The sequence below is a fragment of the Pseudomonas siliginis genome, assembly GCF_019145195.1.
Classification (GTDB): domain Bacteria; phylum Pseudomonadota; class Gammaproteobacteria; order Pseudomonadales; family Pseudomonadaceae; genus Aquipseudomonas; species Aquipseudomonas siliginis.
This window is the reverse complement of the sequence record NZ_JAHSTW010000005.1, coordinates 18348-34480: the sequence shown is the minus strand read 5'-3', so window position 1 is coordinate 34480 and position 16133 is coordinate 18348. Positions and strand designations below refer to the sequence as shown.

The window sequence follows — 16133 nt, the reverse complement described above, 5'->3', positions numbered from 1 at the left end:
CTCTCAACGATTCTGGTCAGGATTCCACTGTGCGTACCGTTGCCCGCGCAGGAACTGCCACAGGCCGACGCTCATGCCTGCCAGCGTCACCAGCAGGAAGGCCGCGAGGCGGAACGGTTTCGGTAAACGGTGTTGCGAATCCAGCAGGCCGGCGATGGCAATCGAGTAGCCGAGCAATTGCGCGACCAGGCTCAGGCGATAGAAACCGTGCTGGTTCCACAGCCAGAAATTGCTCAGCAGCAGCGGCAACAACAGCACCGGCGCCAGTCGACGAATCAGTTTGTGGCTGATCAACGCGATCGAATACAGGCCGTGCTTGAAGGGATTGAGCAGTTCACGGCGTTGCGCCAGGCTCTGCAGGCCACCGACGGTGACCCGCTGGCGGCGACGCCATTGCTTGTCCGCTTCGTCGACGCCCTGATCGATCACCTGCGCCTCGGGCACGTAGACGATGCGTTTATGCGCCACCGGTGCGCAGGTACTGATGAAGAAATCATCGTTGACCTCGGCCGGCACGGTCTGGAACAGCTCGCGACGCAAGGCGAGCAGGGCGCCGTCGGCGGAGACCATGCAGCCGGTGCGATTCTCGACCCGGCGCAACCAGCCTTCGTAATGCCGATACAGGCTGTCGCCGATGCTCAGGCCGCCACCGGTAACCGGGATCACCATGTGCCCCGCGCAGGCGCCTACCTGTGGATCGCTCAACGGCGCGAGCAAGTGGCCGAGGGTGTCGCGCGACCACTGGTTGTCGGCATCGGTGAACACCAGAATGTCGCCGCTGCTCAGGGCGGCGCCGGCATTCAGCGTGGCGGCTTTGCCCTGGCGCGGCAGGTCGAGCACGGTGATGCGCGGATCAATCACTTTGTGCGCGCAAGCCACGGTGTCATCGGTCGAACCGTCGCTGGCCAGAATGATCTGCAACGCGGCCGGCTGATAGTCCTGAGCCAGCAGCGTGCGCAGCTTGTGCTCGATATGGCGTGCCTCGTTGTGCGCGGCAATCACGATGCTGACGTTCAGCGGCGGTGCGGGGGCATGTCGCCAGGCCGGGAACAGTGGCGCGAGCAAGGTGAGCAGCAGCGGATAGCCGATGTAGGCGTACGCTGGCAACAACAGGCACAGGCAAAAAATGAGTTCAGCCACGGGCAGGCCTCCTTGCATTCCAATGACACAGACCGAGAATCAATGCTGCGCTTGCCAAGTGCAGGCGCACCCAGTGCAGGCCCCAGAGCTGCAAGGTCAGGCTGAGGTTATGCTGGCGAATGCTTTGCCGCAGGCTGAGCAGCAGACTGGGCAGCAGGCCTGCCATCAGCAGCAGTAACGCCTGCTGCGCGTAGCCGCCCAGCAACGCAAGAATCGCCAGAGCATCAAGCAGCCACACCAGTAACGAGAGCAGCGGAAACCGCAGCAGACGCAAGCTCATGCCGTGGGCCCGGACCAATTGCAGATGACTGCCCTGACGCCACAGTTCCTTGCCGACCCATTCGCGCCAGGTCATTTCGTAGCCCCAATGCAGAGCGACGCTGGTATTGACCGACAGCAGACGAGCACCGTGTCTGTGCAGACGCAGGGTGTATTCCTTGTCCTCGCCGGTGCGCAGGGTTTCGTTGAATCCGCCGACGTTGTCGAACCACTGCTTGCGCATCAGCAGGTTGGCACTGGGCAGCCATTGCACAGTGCGCGTGGCGCCACCCGACGGGCGCAAAGAGCGGCGCTGCCACGCGGCGGCGAACCATGGCGCGGCAGCAGGGGTGTGCAGGTCGAGGCCGAAGACGTCGCCCTGGTCGCCCGCAGCCAAAGCCAACATCTGCTTCAGCCAGTCTTCCGGCATCTCGATATCGGCATCAATGAACGCCAGCCATTCACCACGGGCAACCGTTGCGCCACGATTGCGCAAGGCGCCGATCAGCAGGCCGGGCAGCAGCAGAACCTGCGCGCCGAATGCGCGGGCAATCTGCGGCCCTTCGTCGGTGGAGCCGTTGTCGACGACTATCAATTCACAGTCGATGTCGGCTGCGTGCGCGGCCTTGCTGGCGGCCAGCAGCGTTCGGCCGATATGCCGGGCTTCGTTGAACATCGGAATGACAATGCTGATCCGGCTCATGCTTTGGCCTCCGTCAGCGCTGCCTGCTCGGCTTTCAGGCGCAGCACCCAGGTCAGCGCCAGCATGATCCACAGGTATTTCAGGTTCGGCGCACTGAGGAACATCAGGAACAGCGTCAATGACAGAAAGCTCATGCCCAGATGGGTAACCATGCCTGCGTGCTGCCACTCGCGCCGTTCCAGCCACGTGCGTCGTGCACGGATCAGGTTATAGAAACCCTGCACCAGCATGCCGACAAACAGCAGGCCGGCGGGAATCCCCAGTTCGCTGAAGATCTCCAGATAAGTGTTATGCGCCCGGCGATACAGGTCGCCGATCTTGCGGTTGGCCGAGAACGCCTTGGCATAACCGGTGGTCGCGTAGTGCAGCGGGAAGGTGCCAGGGCCGGAGCCGAGCAGCGGATGCTCGCGAATGATCTGGCTGCCAACGACAATGTAGGAGGCGCGACGGCCGAGGGATTCGTCCTGGGCCTTGGCCCCGGCGCTGAGGATGCTCAGCGATTGAATGCGTGCCAGATAACCGGCCGGCATCGCATAGATCGCCAAGGGCAGGATGATCGCAGCACCGAGCATGGCGAAGCCGAAATGCCGTGGACGAATGCGGGTCAACTGCTGGCGGTAGTGCCAGATCCCGATTGCCAGACTCAACGCCAGTACGACCAGCCCTGAGCGCGACTCGGTTTTGGTCATGCCGCCGAGCAGCAACAGACAGCAACCAGCCCAGAACAAACGGTGCAGCAGGTTCGGGCTGCGAATCACCAGCAGCAGGCCCAGCGGCACGGCGAAAGCGATCAGCAGGGCAAAGGCATTCGGGTCTTCGAGCAGGCCGGCGGCGCGGCCCTTGTCCTGGAATCGGCTGGAAAACATCGCCATCGCGCAGGTCGTGCTGACGCTGAGGGTGACCAGTCGGGCGAACAGATCCAGATTCAACTCACGGCCGATCAACAGGGTGATCACGAACAAGACCAGGCCCACGCTCAGTTCACGCAGATGAGTCTGCGACATGCCCAGATTGTCGCTGGCGAACAGGCTCAGCAGGTACAGCGCCATGAAACCGATCAGGTAACGCCACAGATTGCTGCGCAGGCGTTGCGACGGGATCTGGTGCAGCGCCAGTTGCAGCATCACGATCACTGCCAGCGAGGCACCGATCAATTTGCTGCCCGATACCGAGCTGTCCTTGAAGAAACCTTCGAACGGCACCAGCGCGGCAATGCCGAGCAGGCCCCAGGTCGGCTTGCGGTACAGAACGGTGAAACCGACCAGCCCAATAACCGCCCCCGGTGCCAGATACGGCCAGGGGCTGGCCAGCAGACCGAGGCTGACCAGGGCGAACAGACTGACGATCGAGAGCGGGAAAATCATGCGCGTGTCTCCCGTGCCGTTTGGATGTACAGCTGCGACCAGCGTTCGGCCAATGCCTTGAGGTCGTAGCGCTCCTGTTGGGTGCGTCTGGCGTTGTCGCGCAACTGCGCGGCCAGCTTCGGTTCGGCCAGCAAGGTGTCGAGCTGGCGGGCGAGGGCGGCGGTATCCGTCGGCGCCGCGAGCAGGCCGTTGTGACGATCCTGCAAGACATCCGGAATACCGCCGACCGCGAACGCCACCACCGGCACGCCGGCCTGCATCGCTTCGAGCAGAATCATCGGCGTGCCCTCGGTGCGCGAGCTGATCACCAGCGCATCGAGTTGCTGCCACCAGCCTTGCATCGCCGTCTGGTAGCCCGGCAAGCGAATCCGCTGCTGCAACCCGGCAGCATCGATACGCGCCTGCAAGGCCTCGCGTTCCGGGCCGTCGCCGAGCATCACCGCGTCCAGTTGCGGATGCTGGTGACACAACGCAATCAGCGCATTGAGAAACAGGTCCGGGCCTTTTTCACTGCTCAACCGCCCGACGTAACCGGCCAGCCAGCGTTGCCGATCTGCCACCGGCTGCATTGCCGGTGCCGCTGGCAAACCGTTGGGAATCACCTGCAACTTCTCCGCGCTCACGCTGGCCTTCAGATGCAGCGTGGCGATGCTGTGCGCCACGCAAACCACCCGTTTCACCGACGCCGTGCGGCACAGTTGCAGGCTCAGCCAGGTGTAGAACTTCTGCTTGCGACTGCGCGGCGTGAAGCCGTGCTGGGTGATCACCAGCGGCACGCGCAACAGCGTGGCGCCAACCCAGCCGAACAGCAGACCTTTGAAGTTGTGGGTGTTGAGCAACGGTTGGTCGCCACGGCGCTGACGCAAGTGCCGCAGCAATTCGCCGAGCCCGGCACAAGCGCGAGCGTCCACCCCGGCTTCACGAAAGCGCGCGATCAGTTCTGGCGGCGCGTCGAGGAACAGCACCTGGTGCTGCCCCGGCGTGGCCAGGCAATGATCCAGCAACATCCGCTCGGCCCCGTAGAAGCCGCCGCTGCTGAGCAAATGAATGATCGGCAGGGCGACGATTGGGGTGGACACCGCGTTCAATTGCGCACCCAGTGCACCAGGCTCGGCATGGTCCAGTTCTTGTGCGGATTGCCCGGCTGCGACGTTTCTTCGTTGAGCACCAACAACACTGGCACGCCCAGTTCATGGCTTATTTGCGCCGGATGCTTGAACCGATGGTCGAAGAACTCACGCACGTAGACGAACGCGATTGCCAGCAGCAGCCCGGTGAACAGCCCGAACGGAATGATCAGCATCGGCTTGGGAAAAGCCGCCTCGGTCGGCTCGAACGGTGGACTCAATACCCGGGCGTTGGACAGGTCGTTGTCCAGCGCGCGTGTCGTACTGCTCTCGGCAAAGCGTTGCGCATAGGTAGAAAACGCGGCGTGCAACGCGCCGATCTCGGTGTCCATCTGGCGCAGCTTGCTTTGGGTCTGCTGCAACTGATGGATGCGATTCTTGAACTCGGCAATGCGCGCGGTTTTCTGCTCGATGACCTGGCTCACCACCGACAGGTCGATCGTGCGTTCCTGGATGCGGTTGTTGACCACTTTGAGGAACTGTTGGCGGGTGCGGGCAATTTGCTCGCGGGCCAGCAACATCGGCTCGCTGCCAGGCTGGAATACCGCCAGGTCATTCATATAGCGGCTGACCTGAGTGGTAAGCGCCTCGCCCATCTGCCTGATCTCGCGGTCCTCGAAGGCAATGTTGTCCACCGTCGTGGTGAAGGTGAACGGGAAGGTGTAGTCGTTGAGTTTGTTGGTGTTGGCGGCGGCCAGGCTGGTTTTCAGATAATCGAGCCAGCGCTGACTTTGCAGCAAGCGATCGCGATACAGGTTGAGTGCCTGCTCTTCGGTGTTGATCGCGTTGAGGCGAAAGGTGATTTCCTCTTTCGGGTCGGAAGAACCGACGCTTTCCAGCAGGCTCAGCCGCGCGCCTTCTAGACCATCGAGCCGCACCTGATACTGATGCTTCTTGGTTTCGTAGAACGAATGCGGCAGCTCGATCGACTGCAACGCTTGACGATCGACCAGATAGTTCTGCAGCAACGCGGCAACAAACGTTGTGCCCTGGGCCGGATCGGGAAAGCTGTAGACGATCGAGATCACATTGGAACCCGGCAGGGTTTCTATCTTCAGGTTGTCGATGGCGTCCTGGGTCAAACCGTCCAGTGCCGTGTCGCGCACCGGATCGGTTTGCATGCCCAGCGCATCACGCAGCGGATTGATCACGTATTCGCGCAGCGGCGTGCTGACGTAACGCTTGAACGGCTCGCCCGCCAGCTTGCTGAGCATCCCCGGCGGCGGGTTGTACTGACCCATGTCGCGCAGTTCGCTGATGGTCTGACGGATCAGCGCCGGCGAACGGAGGATATTGCTTTCGGTTTCCATGTCCGCCAGCGATGGCGGAATGAAGGTGGCGCTGTCCTGGGTCAGCGAGGTGGTCGCATCGCCCTGAGACAGCTTTTTCGACTGCACGATGACCTGCGCGGTGATATCGAAGCTCTGTTTGAGCAGCAACGGCAGGAGCAGGGCGATCACTGCAAAGGTCAGGAAGATGCGCTTCACCGTTTGCTTGTTGGCGAAGAAAATCCTGAAGAACTCGTGCAGGTAATTTTCTTTTGGGTTCATGTCGGTCACCTGAGAGTCAGTTGTCACTGCCTTTGTTGTCGACGCGGTAGCCGAAGCTGAAACCGACGCCCTGGAACAGCACCACATCAGCCAGTTGGCGGGCGAGTTCGCCGGCGCTGGCCAGTTTGGTTTTTGGCACGTAGAGCATGTCATCCGGCTGCAGATAGGCGATTTGTGGCGCGTCACCGGACAGTGCTTTCTCGACGTCGTAGTTCATCGCCTGCACCTGATTGCCGTTGCGCCGCATGATCACTACCGAATCCAGCCGCGCCTTGACGTTGGTGCCGCGCGCCAGAGTCAGCGCCTCAAGCACTGACACCGGCCGGCGGATCGGGTAGGAGCCCGGTTGTGCGACTTCGCCGAGCACGTAGATCTCGTTGCCGGCGGTGGACTTGAGCAGCACATCCACAGTCATGCGGCCCGGCAGTTGCGCGTATCTCTGATTGAGGAAGGTTTCCAGCTGATTGACGGTCATGCCTTGCAGCGGCACCGCGCCGATTTCCGGAAAACTCGCGTAGCCATCAGTGCCGACGGTGATCTCGCGGCTCATGCCGGTGGCCGGATGGTTCAGCGCACTTTTAAGGTTCTGCTCGTTGCTCAGCGGGCTGAGAATCTGTACCGAGAGCTGATTGCGGTTGGGTTGGAACAATTGCTTACGCTGATACGCACGCTGGATTTCCTGACGGGCTTCTTCGCTGGTCAGCCCGGCGATTTTCACCGAGGTGTTGGCGCCCGGCAGTTCGATAGTGCCGTCGGGCAGCACCAGTTGCGTGCCGTTGAGCTGACTGGCGGCGGTGAAATTCAGGCCGATCTGGTCACCTGATTGCACGCGGTAAGCGTCCGAACCGCTGGTGCTGATGTGAAAGATCACATCCAGCACGTCTTTCGGGCGCAGGGTCTGTTCGACCCGCGGCATGTCGGTGGCCTGGGCGTTGGCCGGTGTGGCGGTGAGAATATTCACCGGCATGTTGCGGGTCTCGGAAGTGCTGGTGCAGCCCGCAAGCGGCAGCAACAGCAGGACAAGCATTCTGGCGTTCATGGCGTCATCCTTTGCGTTCGCTTACAGGTTTTTGTAAAGCCATTTGGGCATGTAGTACTTACGCCGGTTGAACACGCTGCCGACCACTTTCGCACCGGCCTGAGTCAGGCGTTGCACAGCGGCCTGGGCGACTTCCCAGCGGGTGTCTTCGGCGCGTACGACAAACACCACGCCGTCGACCTGAGTGCTGATGACCAGGGTGTCGGCGGCGGAATACACCGCGTCGCCGTCGATCACCACAAAGCGGTACTGGCTGCCCAACTGGTCGAGCAACGGGCTCAGGCGCTCGGCGGTCAGGTGTTCCAGCGTGCGGATCGGCCGGCCGTTGGGCAGCACATGGAAGGGCAGGCTCGAGACCTGCACCACGCAGTCCTGCAACAGCGGCGGGTTGCCCGGGTTGAACAGCAGGTCGCGCAGGCCGCGCTCCTTGCCGAGGTTCATCTGCTGGGTGAGGTTGTTCGCCGACTGGCTGGCATCGACCAGCAGCACCTGGCCGCTGCTCATCTGCGCCAGCTGACTGGCCAGTGCCAGCGCGCTGGTGGTGGTGCCGGCGCCGGGATTGGCGGCGGTCAGGAACAGAATGCGCAGATCGAGATCCAGCACGGTCGAAGTCAGATTCGATTCGCTGGGGCTGGCGATGCTCAGGCTTTTATTGGTTGAACCGTCCATTAGCTTGCTCCGTGGCCGCTGAATACTTTGAAGGGGGTTTTCAACAGAATCTTCAGATCAAGCAGAAGGCTCTGCTCGGCGATGTAGCTGAGGTCCAACTCAACGCGCTGGTCGAAGTCGATGTTGCTGCGTCCGGAGATCTGCCACAGACCGGTCATGCCGGGGTAGATCGCCAGACGCGCGAGGTGATTGTCCTTGTAGCGGTAAGCGTTGAACGAGGTCGGACGAGGGCCGACCAGGCGCATGTCGCCGGTCACCACGTTGATCAGGTTGGGCAGCTCGTCGAGGCTGGTGCGCCGCAGAAAACTGCCGATGCCGGTGACGCGCGGGTCCTTGTCGATCTTGAAGTCGATGGCGTCTGCCCCGTGCTTGTTCAGGTGGCGCAGCGACTCTTTGAGTTCTTCGGCGTTGCTGACCATGGTGCGGAACTTGAACATGCCGAACTTGCGCCCGCGATAACCGGTGCGTTTCTGCACGAACAGCACCGGCCCCGGGCTGGTGAACTTGATGGCCAGGGCCAGGCCCAGCAGCACTGGCGAGATCAGCACGAGAATCGTCAGCGCGCCGAGGCAGGCGACCACCCGGTTGGTCCGCGACAGCTGCCATGGGCGGCCACCATCGCGGCCGCTGAGCCAGCCGCGACCCTGACGGTGGATCGCTGCGTCGAGGCGCATGCGATGTTCCGGGTCGACGCGCTTGTCAGGGCGCATCTGTGCAATCGACACACTTCTTTCATGTCCAGTCATGGCGTCCTCCGCATTCAATCAGCCGCAAGCGGCGCACGGGCAGTGGGGTAGTAGTCGCGGAACCAGGCGATGAAGCGGCCCAGTCCTTCATCCAGTTCTATCCGGGGCTGGAATCCGGTGGCCTGGGCCAGATCGCTGGCCTCGGCGCAGGTGTTGAGCACGTCGCCCGGTTGCAGCGGCAGCAGCTCGACAATGGCTTGCCGATCGAGATGTTTTTCCATCAGCGCGAGGTAGGCTTTCAGTGCAACCGGCTGCTGCCCGCCAATGTTGAACAGACGCCACGGCGCCATGCTGCTGGCCGGGTCGGGCTGCTCGCGATCCCACTGCGGATTGGCTTGCGGTGGCTGATCGATGAGGCGGGCGATGCTTTCGATGATGTCGTCGATGTAGGTGAAGTCGCGCTGGTGCTCGCCGTAATTGAACAGCTTCAGCGGCTCGCCTTCGCTGATCGCCCGGGCGAACTGGATCGGCGACATGTCCGGCCGCCCCCAAGGCCCGTACACGGTGAAAAATCGCAAGCCGGTGCAGGGAATGCCGAACAGATGGCTGTAGCTGTGCGCCATCAGTTCATTGGCTTTTTTGGTCGCGGCGTACAGCGACAGCGGATGGTTGACGCCATCCTTGACCGAGTAAGGCGTGTGTTGATTGGCGCCGTACACCGAACTGGACGAGGCGTAGATCAGGTGTTCGACCGGGTGGTGGCGGCAGCTCTCGAGAATGTTCAGGAAACCGTTGAGGTTGCTGTCCAGATACGCCCGTGGATTGTCCAGCGAATAACGCACCCCGGCCTGCGCGGCCAGATGGATCACCACTTGTGGCTGCTCGCGGGCAAACAACGCGTCGATCGCTGAAGCGTGGGCCAGATCCACCGTCGCCAGCGGAAAATCGCCGACCTGCTCGCGCACCCACTGCACGCGATCGTGCTTGAGCTGCGGGTCGTAGTAGTGATTGAAATTGTCCAGGCCGACCACCGAATGCCCGTCGCGCAGCAAGCGCAGGACGCAATGGGCACCAATGAAACCGGCGGCACCGGTCACCAGAATTTTCATGGGCGTAGCCCTTCAGGGGCGATGTGGCGCAGGCCGATGCCGCTGTAATGCAGGCCGGCGGCGGCAACCTGTTCCGGGTTGTACAGGTTGCGCCCGTCGATGATCACCTTCGAACGCAGCTTCTCGGCGAGCAGTTCGAAATCGACTACGCGGAAGTTTTTCCACTCGGTGCAGATCACCAGCGCGTCGGCGTCTTCAAGGGTGTCGTCGCGGGTCGCGCACAAGTGCAGGTCGTTGCGATAACCGTAGATGCGCCGGCACTCGGACATGGCTTCCGGATCATAAGCCTGCACGCTGGCGCCTTCGGCCCACAACGCGTCCATCAGGTAACGGCTGGGGGCTTCGCGCATGTCGTCGGTGTTCGGTTTGAACGCCAGGCCCCAGACGGCGATGGATTTGCCGGCCAGGCCTTGCGGAAACTGCGCGCGCAATTTGCTGAACAGGATGTGCCGTTGGCTGTCATTGACGTCGGTGACGCTGCGCAGCAGTTTCAACGGCATGCCGTTGTGTTCGGCGGTGTGCAGCAGGGCACGCAGATCCTTGGGAAAGCACGAGCCACCGAAGCCGCAGCCCGGATAAATGAAGTGGTAGCCGATGCGCGGATCGGAGCCGATGCCTTTGCGCACCGCTTCGATGTCGGCGCCGAGCAGCTCGGTGAGATTGGCCAGTTCGTTCATGAAACTGATGCGGGTGGCGAGCATCGCGTTGGCCGCGTACTTGGTCAGCTCGGCGCTGCGGTTGTCCATGAACATCAGTTTTTCGTGGTTGCGGCAGAACGGCGCGTAGAGCTCGCTCATCTGCTCGCGGGCAGCGTCGTCGCGGGTGCCGATGATGATCCGGTCCGGGCGCATGCAGTCGGCGAGGGCGCTGCCTTCCTTGAGAAATTCCGGATTGGAAACCACGCGCACCTGCAGCTCGGTTTTGCCGCGCAAAAGCAATTCGCTGTTGGCCGTGGCCAGGACTTGATCGGCAGTCCCGACCGGCACCGTGGATTTGATGATCAGCGTGCGATCAGCCTCCATCAGGCTGGCAATCTGCCGGGCGACGTTGAGCACATGGCTGAGGTCGGCTGAGCCGTCTTCGTCCGCCGGGGTGCCGACGGCGATGAAAATCAGCTCGGCGTGAGTCACCGCATCACTGGCCTGGGTGCTGAACAACAAGCGCCCGGCCTTGATGTTTTCTTCAAGTGTTGCGGACAGGCCTGGCTCACTGATGGGCGGTACCGCTTGTTGCAGTTGTTTGATCTTGTTCGGATCAATATCAATGCATAAAACCCGATGACCGACATCGGCAAGTGCAGCGGCTTGTATAAGTCCGACATAGCCAGTGCCAAATACGCTCACGTCCATCTGCGCACCTCAATAAAACCAGAAAAGTTAACTACGGAATGAGATTGTTAAAGGGGTATAGCGCAGGGTTTGAAAAGCGTGTCAGCAAAATGACATGTTGCACGGGTATAACACTTGAGGCGTTTTTGGCGATTGGCCATCAAGTCATTGCTGCGATTGAATTTGTTGTTTTCTTGCAGATTTGTTCAGATTTAATTTAACCGACAGACGGTTTAAGTCCCCGAAATTAAAGGCTTTAATCGCTACAGGTGTGTCAGATTTGAGTCACCGTTTTTTTGACGCTTTACCCGGCTATCAGTCATTTCTTGCGCTTTGATGGCCGGGTGCTAGTGTCAGGTTCTGACCGACAAAGCTTTGACAACCTCCCATTTCGGACGGCCGGTATCGCCATGTTCAAATACGCCAAGGAACTGCTTTTAGTTGCCTATCTATTGCTCTTTTCCGACTATTACCTGGATCGGATAAATGCTATCGGGTGGGGTTTGAATATACTTGTTTTTGGCGCGATGTTTTTGGCGCTTACTTTTGCGTTATATCTAACTGCCTATATACGTCAGGCTCTCGTTCGACATGCATTCGCATTAACGATGTTTGCCGCAGCAGTTTTTTTTGATGTTTACACTCGTGTCACCGCGGATTACCTGAGGTACAGCGATTTTGTCTCGCTGGTGTACTCCGGCGGCTTCATTCAGGAAGCCGCGTATCAGTATCGCGATGCGATCCTGCGCGCGGTGCTCAGCGGCTTGCTGCTGTTGTTCGGCATCGGACTCAAGCCGCGTCATGCGCTGTTTATATCCAATACGTTGCGAGTAGCGGCTCCGGTCATCGGCGTGTTGATGCTCAGCGCTTTGCTGTTTTTACGTGCGGGTGAGGGCGCGCGTGGTCTGCCGATCATGTACACGCCGCTGGCCTACCTGAACCTGTTTGCCTATGAAGCGTTGCATGACACCGTCGGCCCGCGTGAATCGGTGACGCTTGCGCGCGCCACGTCTGCCATCAGCCACGACATCGTGCTGATCATCGATGAAAGCATTTCCGGCAATTACCTCGACATCAACGCGCCGTTCGGCGTGCACAGCAACCTCAAGCAAGCGCCGGCCGGGGTCGATGTCTTCAACTTCGGTTATGCCGCGTCCATTGCCAACTGCAGCGCCGACACCAACGTCACCTTGCGCTACGGCGGCACCCGCGCCGATTACAGGCGCATCAACAGCACGTTGCCGTCGATCTGGCAGTACGCGAAGAAGGCCGGGCTCGGCACGGTCTACATCGACGCCCAGCGCACCGCCGGCAACCTGCAGAACCTGATGACCGCCGCCGAGAAAAACGACATCGACAGTTTCGTGCAATTCGACCAGACCAGCGTGCGCGACCGCGATATGGCGGCAGCGGCGAAGCTGATCGAATTGGTCAATGACGATCGCCCCGAGCTGATCGTGATCAATAAGGTCGGCGCGCATTTTCCGGTGCATGACAAATACCCGGACGCGTTCATGGCCTACCGGCCGACGCTGCCGCGCGGGCAGTTCACCGAAGTCGCCGACACTGGTGAACGCCCCGGTTTCAATGGCCAGCCGGATGACTGGGTGCTGTATCGCAACGCCTACAAGAACACGCTGTTGTGGAACGTCGGCGAGTTCTTCGCCCGGGTTTTCGCCCAGGCCAATCTGGACAATGCGCTGCTGATCTACACCTCCGATCATGGCCAGGATCTGCATGAGCGCGGCAACCCGGGCTTGAATACCCACTGCGGCGGCGACCCGGTGGAAGAGGAGGGGCTGGTGCCGCTGGTGGTGATTCAGGGTAGTGGCCTCAGGACGCCGGACTGGGCGGCGAATCTGCCGGCAAACAAGGACCGCTCCAGCCACTACAACATCTTCCCGACGCTGTTGCAGGTGATGGGTTATGACCTTGCGGGGATTGAAGCGGTATATGGCAAACCGCTGAGCGTGCCGACGGCGGATGAGTTCACTTTCAACTACCGCTTCAATGCGCGGTTGGGGGCCAAGCCTGAATGGAAGCATATCGATCTGGGCAGCATTGTTACGCCCGAGCGGGCGCCGGCGAGTGTGGCTTCGGGGCAGTGAGTTTTGGGTTGCTCGGGCGGGCCTCTTCGCTGGCAAGCCAGCTCCCACAGGGTTCGAGGTTGTTCACAAATCCTGTGTCAGCACTGGCCTCTGTGGGAGCTGGCTTGCCAGCGATGGGGCCAGCACTGACACCAGCCAATTCAAAGCTTCAGCCACCGCGCGCGATACTCCCCAGGCGCGCACCCCAGCCAGCGCGCGAAAGCCCGGTTGAATCCCTGCACATCGCTGTAACCCAACCGATCCGCCACTTCGACCAGTTCCAGCGCCCCGGATTGCAGCAGGTCCTCGGCACGATAGCGGCGATGCTCATCAAGCAGTTCGCTGAAAGTCCAGCCCAACGCCTTCAAGCGCCTTGCCGCCGTGCGCTCGAGCACATGCTGTGTAGCACAGAACTGCTGCCAATCCGCTGTCGCCAGATCTTCGATCAGATAATCGCTGAGCTGTCCGAGCAAGGTCGATTCACTGAGACGTCGGGTCTGCTCCAGCAGATCGACAAGCGTTGTTTCCAATGCCGGATTGCCCGGTGTCAACGGCATCACGAACAGCTGAGGATCCAGATAAATCGCCGCGCATGACTGCTCTGCGCTCACCGGGGTGCGCAACGCCGATTCATGTTCCTCGCGGCTGGCCGACACCAGAGCCACGCCCAGCACCGGATCACGATTCACGCCGCTGGCGAGCAATTTGCGTCGCACCAGGCTGCACAGGCTGACGAGTAGGTAGTCGGTCAGCGCCGCCGGAGGACCAAGACTGCCGGCTTCGACCAGACGCAGTGTTACGCCGCCATCTTCACGCAGGATTTGCACACGGAAATGTCCGTTGAAAAACGCGAAGTACTCGGCGAAAAACTCACAGGCACGTTCCAGCGACACGGCGACATCGAACAGATAGGTCAGTCCATTGGTGGTCGTCGAAACGAAGCGTTCACCCGCCGCCAGACCGATCAGTGGATCCCCGCTCTGTTCCACGGCAAACGCCCAGAAGCGCCGCGACATCAGCAGCGGCATGCGCGTGAACGGCGTGCGCAGATCGAACAGGCTGCGGCGCAGTTGTGCTTCGATTGCGCCTTGGGTAATGCCGCGCGCGAGCAATTCTTCAATGGCCGGCAGCAGGGTCGGCGCGTAAAAAGCGTTGGCGGGTTGCGGATGGATTTTGCTCATGTTGTGCGCGCGTCTCCCGTCGCTCCGTTAGCCGCCAGCAAACGCTGATCGACGCTGAGGATCGCCTCGATCATCGCCCGCGCTGCTGGCGTCAGGGTAAAACCGGCGCGGCTGACGATGCCATAACCCAGTTGCAGCGCCGGCTCGTCATGGGGGACGTCGACAAAGTCGAGCAGCTCGATCAAGCCGCGATCAAGTTGTTCACGCAAGGCCTCAAGCGTGGCCAGCCCCACCGCGTCGGAGCGCAGCACTACGCGCTGGATCGCGTCAAATTGTGCGCACTCGACGCTCGGGGTGAAGTCCTGCTCACCGAGGATATCGGCGAGCACCTTGCGGATCATCGGTGGAATGCGCGTGCCGACGATCGGGTAATCGAGCAGGGCGCGCAATCGCAGGTCTCGTTGCGCGGCAAGCGGATGGCCAGCGCGACAGAAAAACCGTCCCGGCCGCGTGCGCAGCAGATGCACCTGATACTGCGGATCGCTGACGAAGTGCCGCGCATCGGCGACGAAAAACTCGATCTGCTGCTCGCGCAACCACAGCGACAATTGCTGCCAGTCGCCCTGATGAAACCGCGTGCGAATCGCCGGATGCGCATCAATGAAGTCGGCCAGCGCTTCCGGCACTAGCACCTGCGCCGGATACGGACCGCAACCGAATTGCAGTTCGCCGCCGGTGAGGCCGTTGTATTGAGTCAATTCGTTGTGCAATGCCTGACTGCCAGCGAGCAGGCGCCGCGCGTGCTGCAGCACCAGTTCGCCTTGCCCGGTCAGGCGAAACTCACGGCTGCTGCGCTCGACCAGTTCGCAGCCGAGATCCCGTTCCAGAGTCTGGATGCTGCGGCTGAACGCCGGTTGGCTGAGGTTGATCGCCTCGGCGGCGCGACCGAAGTTGCGGTAATCAGCGAGGGCGACCAAATGGCGAAGCTGGCGAAGATCCATCATGCGTCTCCTGCATTTTGTTAATACTTTTAATGCATTGGATCGATAGCACGTCCGCTGGCATAAGTACACGCCTGTTCTTCGATGGCACGCCTTCATGTCTCAGTCTCTGTTCGCCTCCAGTGCGTTTACCCGCACGATTCTCGCGCATGCTCGCCAGTCCGGACTGTGCCCGCAACGCTTGATGGCGCGCGTCGGGATCTGCCCGTCTGTGCTCGCCGGGCAGCCTCAATTGATCGCCGCACAAGCGCTTGAACGGTTGTGGCGTGAGTGTGAATGGGCCGGGGTAGCGCCGACGTTTGGCTGTGAACTGGCCGACGGGATGGCGACCGATTGCCTGCAAGGACTGAATATTCTGCTCGACTCGTCCGCGACCTTGCGGGCCAGTCTGAAGTGCTTCATCGACTGCTTGCCAAGGGTGATCAATTACGTTGCGGTGGAACTGGTCGAGGCGGGCGATTTCGCTCATTTGCGCCTGCGTTCGCAGCAGGGGCAGTTGCATCATTTCGCTCTGGATGCGGCAGTGATAACGCTGGTGCGCAACATTGCCCGTCGATTGGGCGGGGCGCCTGGAGATTCGTTTGTGAGTGTCAGCCTGCGCCCGGCGCAAATGGCCGGTGGCTGGCTGCGTGGAGTGGGTATCGCGGTGGAGCAGGGCGAGCATCTGTGCCTGACCTTGCCGCGCTCCAGGCTCGATCAGGCCTTGCTGGGCGCCAACCCGTTTCTGCATCAGAGCATGCTGCGCCACTGGCACGCAGCAACTTGCGCGCCTGCGCGTGAGGACAATCTGACGATGGCGCGGCACTGGCTGACGGCGGGCGATCAACCGATCGAGCGGATCGCTGAGCGGCTGGGTTATCGCCAGCCGAGCAACTTTATCCGCGCGTTTCGCAAACAGTTCGGGATTACGCCGAAGCAATTCAGATTGAATCCCGGTCAGGCATGAGGGGC

The 16133-nt window shown here is 61.1% G+C and carries 14 protein-coding genes; 2 read left to right on the top strand and 12 right to left on the bottom strand.

Going from position 1 to position 16133, the window contains the following annotated elements; genetic code table 11:
- Positions 1-3 precede the first annotated feature (3 nt).
- The 10 genes from KVG87_RS11600 to KVG87_RS11555 are packed head-to-tail and all read right to left on the bottom strand — an operon-like array spanning position 4 to position 10994.
- Entirely contained in the window at positions 4-1140 is a 1137-nt protein-coding gene (locus tag KVG87_RS11600) for a glycosyltransferase (protein WP_217850792.1), read from the bottom strand.
- Positions 1133-2101 (bottom strand): glycosyltransferase, encoded by a 969-nt coding sequence (locus KVG87_RS11595; protein ID WP_076567404.1) that lies wholly within the window; start codon positions 2099-2101, stop codon positions 1133-1135. Before KVG87_RS11595 ends, KVG87_RS11600 begins: the two co-directional genes overlap by 8 nt.
- Positions 2098-3465, bottom strand: a complete 1368-nt coding sequence (locus KVG87_RS11590) for an O-antigen ligase family protein (protein ID WP_056784531.1) — start codon at positions 3463-3465, stop codon at positions 2098-2100. The genes KVG87_RS11595 and KVG87_RS11590 overlap by 4 nt, the downstream gene beginning before the upstream one ends.
- Positions 3462-4553 (bottom strand): glycosyltransferase family 4 protein, encoded by a 1092-nt coding sequence (locus KVG87_RS11585; protein ID WP_217850791.1) that lies wholly within the window; start codon positions 4551-4553, stop codon positions 3462-3464. The genes KVG87_RS11590 and KVG87_RS11585 overlap by 4 nt, the downstream gene beginning before the upstream one ends.
- Positions 4550-6142, bottom strand: coding sequence for a GumC family protein (locus tag KVG87_RS11580; protein WP_056784537.1), 1593 nt, complete (start codon positions 6140-6142; stop codon positions 4550-4552). The genes KVG87_RS11585 and KVG87_RS11580 overlap by 4 nt, the downstream gene beginning before the upstream one ends.
- 16 nt (positions 6143-6158) lie before the next feature.
- Positions 6159-7181 carry a polysaccharide biosynthesis/export family protein gene (locus tag KVG87_RS11575; protein WP_016774099.1) on the bottom strand — a complete coding sequence of 341 codons (1023 nt, stop codon included), beginning with the start codon at positions 7179-7181 and terminating at the stop codon, positions 6159-6161.
- Positions 7182-7202: 21 nt separating this feature from the next.
- Positions 7203-7850, bottom strand: coding sequence for a CpsD/CapB family tyrosine-protein kinase (locus KVG87_RS11570; RefSeq protein ID WP_024012451.1), 648 nt, complete (start codon positions 7848-7850; stop codon positions 7203-7205).
- Positions 7850-8596 (bottom strand): sugar transferase, encoded by a 747-nt coding sequence (locus KVG87_RS11565; protein ID WP_110646483.1) that lies wholly within the window; start codon positions 8594-8596, stop codon positions 7850-7852. Before KVG87_RS11565 ends, KVG87_RS11570 begins: the two co-directional genes overlap by 1 nt.
- Positions 8597-8610: 14 nt before the next feature.
- A complete protein-coding gene (locus tag KVG87_RS11560) occupies positions 8611-9645 on the bottom strand; it encodes an NAD-dependent epimerase (RefSeq protein ID WP_217850790.1) in 1035 nt (344 codons plus the stop codon).
- Entirely contained in the window at positions 9642-10994 is a 1353-nt protein-coding gene (locus KVG87_RS11555; RefSeq protein WP_217850789.1) for a UDP-glucose dehydrogenase family protein, read from the bottom strand. Before KVG87_RS11555 ends, KVG87_RS11560 begins: the two co-directional genes overlap by 4 nt.
- 389 nt (positions 10995-11383) lie before the next feature.
- Between KVG87_RS11555 and KVG87_RS11550 the strand changes: the two genes are divergently transcribed.
- Complete coding sequence (locus tag KVG87_RS11550) at positions 11384-13081, top strand: sulfatase-like hydrolase/transferase (protein ID WP_217850787.1); 1698 nt, start codon at positions 11384-11386, stop codon at positions 13079-13081.
- A gap of 140 nt (positions 13082-13221) precedes the next feature.
- Here KVG87_RS11550 and KVG87_RS11545 read toward each other — a convergent pair whose 3' ends face one another.
- On the bottom strand, positions 13222-14241 hold the full coding sequence (locus tag KVG87_RS11545) for an AraC family transcriptional regulator (RefSeq protein ID WP_217850785.1): 1020 nt from the start codon (positions 14239-14241) through the stop codon (positions 13222-13224).
- A complete protein-coding gene (locus KVG87_RS11540) occupies positions 14238-15182 on the bottom strand; it encodes a LysR family transcriptional regulator (protein WP_217850783.1) in 945 nt (314 codons plus the stop codon). The genes KVG87_RS11545 and KVG87_RS11540 overlap by 4 nt, the downstream gene beginning before the upstream one ends.
- Before the next feature lie 97 nt (positions 15183-15279).
- Here KVG87_RS11540 and KVG87_RS11535 point away from each other — a divergent pair, with 97 nt between their 5' ends.
- The gene (locus tag KVG87_RS11535) at positions 15280-16128 is read left to right on the top strand and encodes a helix-turn-helix domain-containing protein (RefSeq protein ID WP_217850781.1); all 849 of its coding nucleotides are present in this window, start codon (positions 15280-15282) and stop codon (positions 16126-16128) included.
- Positions 16129-16133 lie beyond the last annotated feature (5 nt).

Bases quoted from the DNA above. Each gene is read 5' to 3' on its own strand.
- KVG87_RS11565 (WP_110646483.1), bottom strand. From the start codon at position 8,596: ATGACTGGACATGAAAGAAGTGTGTCGATTGCACAGATGCGCCCTGAC.
- KVG87_RS11545 (WP_217850785.1), bottom strand. From the start codon at position 14,241: ATGAGCAAAATCCATCCGCAACCCGCCAACGCTTTTTACGCGCCGACC.
- KVG87_RS11575 (WP_016774099.1), bottom strand. From the start codon at position 7,181: ATGAACGCCAGAATGCTTGTCCTGCTGTTGCTGCCGCTTGCGGGCTGC.
- KVG87_RS11590 (WP_056784531.1), bottom strand. From the start codon at position 3,465: ATGATTTTCCCGCTCTCGATCGTCAGTCTGTTCGCCCTGGTCAGCCTC.
- KVG87_RS11560 (WP_217850790.1), bottom strand. From the start codon at position 9,645: ATGAAAATTCTGGTGACCGGTGCCGCCGGTTTCATTGGTGCCCATTGC.
- KVG87_RS11595 (WP_076567404.1), bottom strand. From the start codon at position 2,101: ATGAGCCGGATCAGCATTGTCATTCCGATGTTCAACGAAGCCCGGCAT.
- KVG87_RS11555 (WP_217850789.1), bottom strand. From the start codon at position 10,994: ATGGACGTGAGCGTATTTGGCACTGGCTATGTCGGACTTATACAAGCC.
- KVG87_RS11580 (WP_056784537.1), bottom strand. From the start codon at position 6,142: ATGAACCCAAAAGAAAATTACCTGCACGAGTTCTTCAGGATTTTCTTC.
- KVG87_RS11540 (WP_217850783.1), bottom strand. From the start codon at position 15,182: ATGGATCTTCGCCAGCTTCGCCATTTGGTCGCCCTCGCTGATTACCGC.
- KVG87_RS11570 (WP_024012451.1), bottom strand. From the start codon at position 7,850: ATGGACGGTTCAACCAATAAAAGCCTGAGCATCGCCAGCCCCAGCGAA.
- KVG87_RS11550 (WP_217850787.1), top strand. From the start codon at position 11,384: ATGTTCAAATACGCCAAGGAACTGCTTTTAGTTGCCTATCTATTGCTC.
- KVG87_RS11535 (WP_217850781.1), top strand. From the start codon at position 15,280: ATGTCTCAGTCTCTGTTCGCCTCCAGTGCGTTTACCCGCACGATTCTC.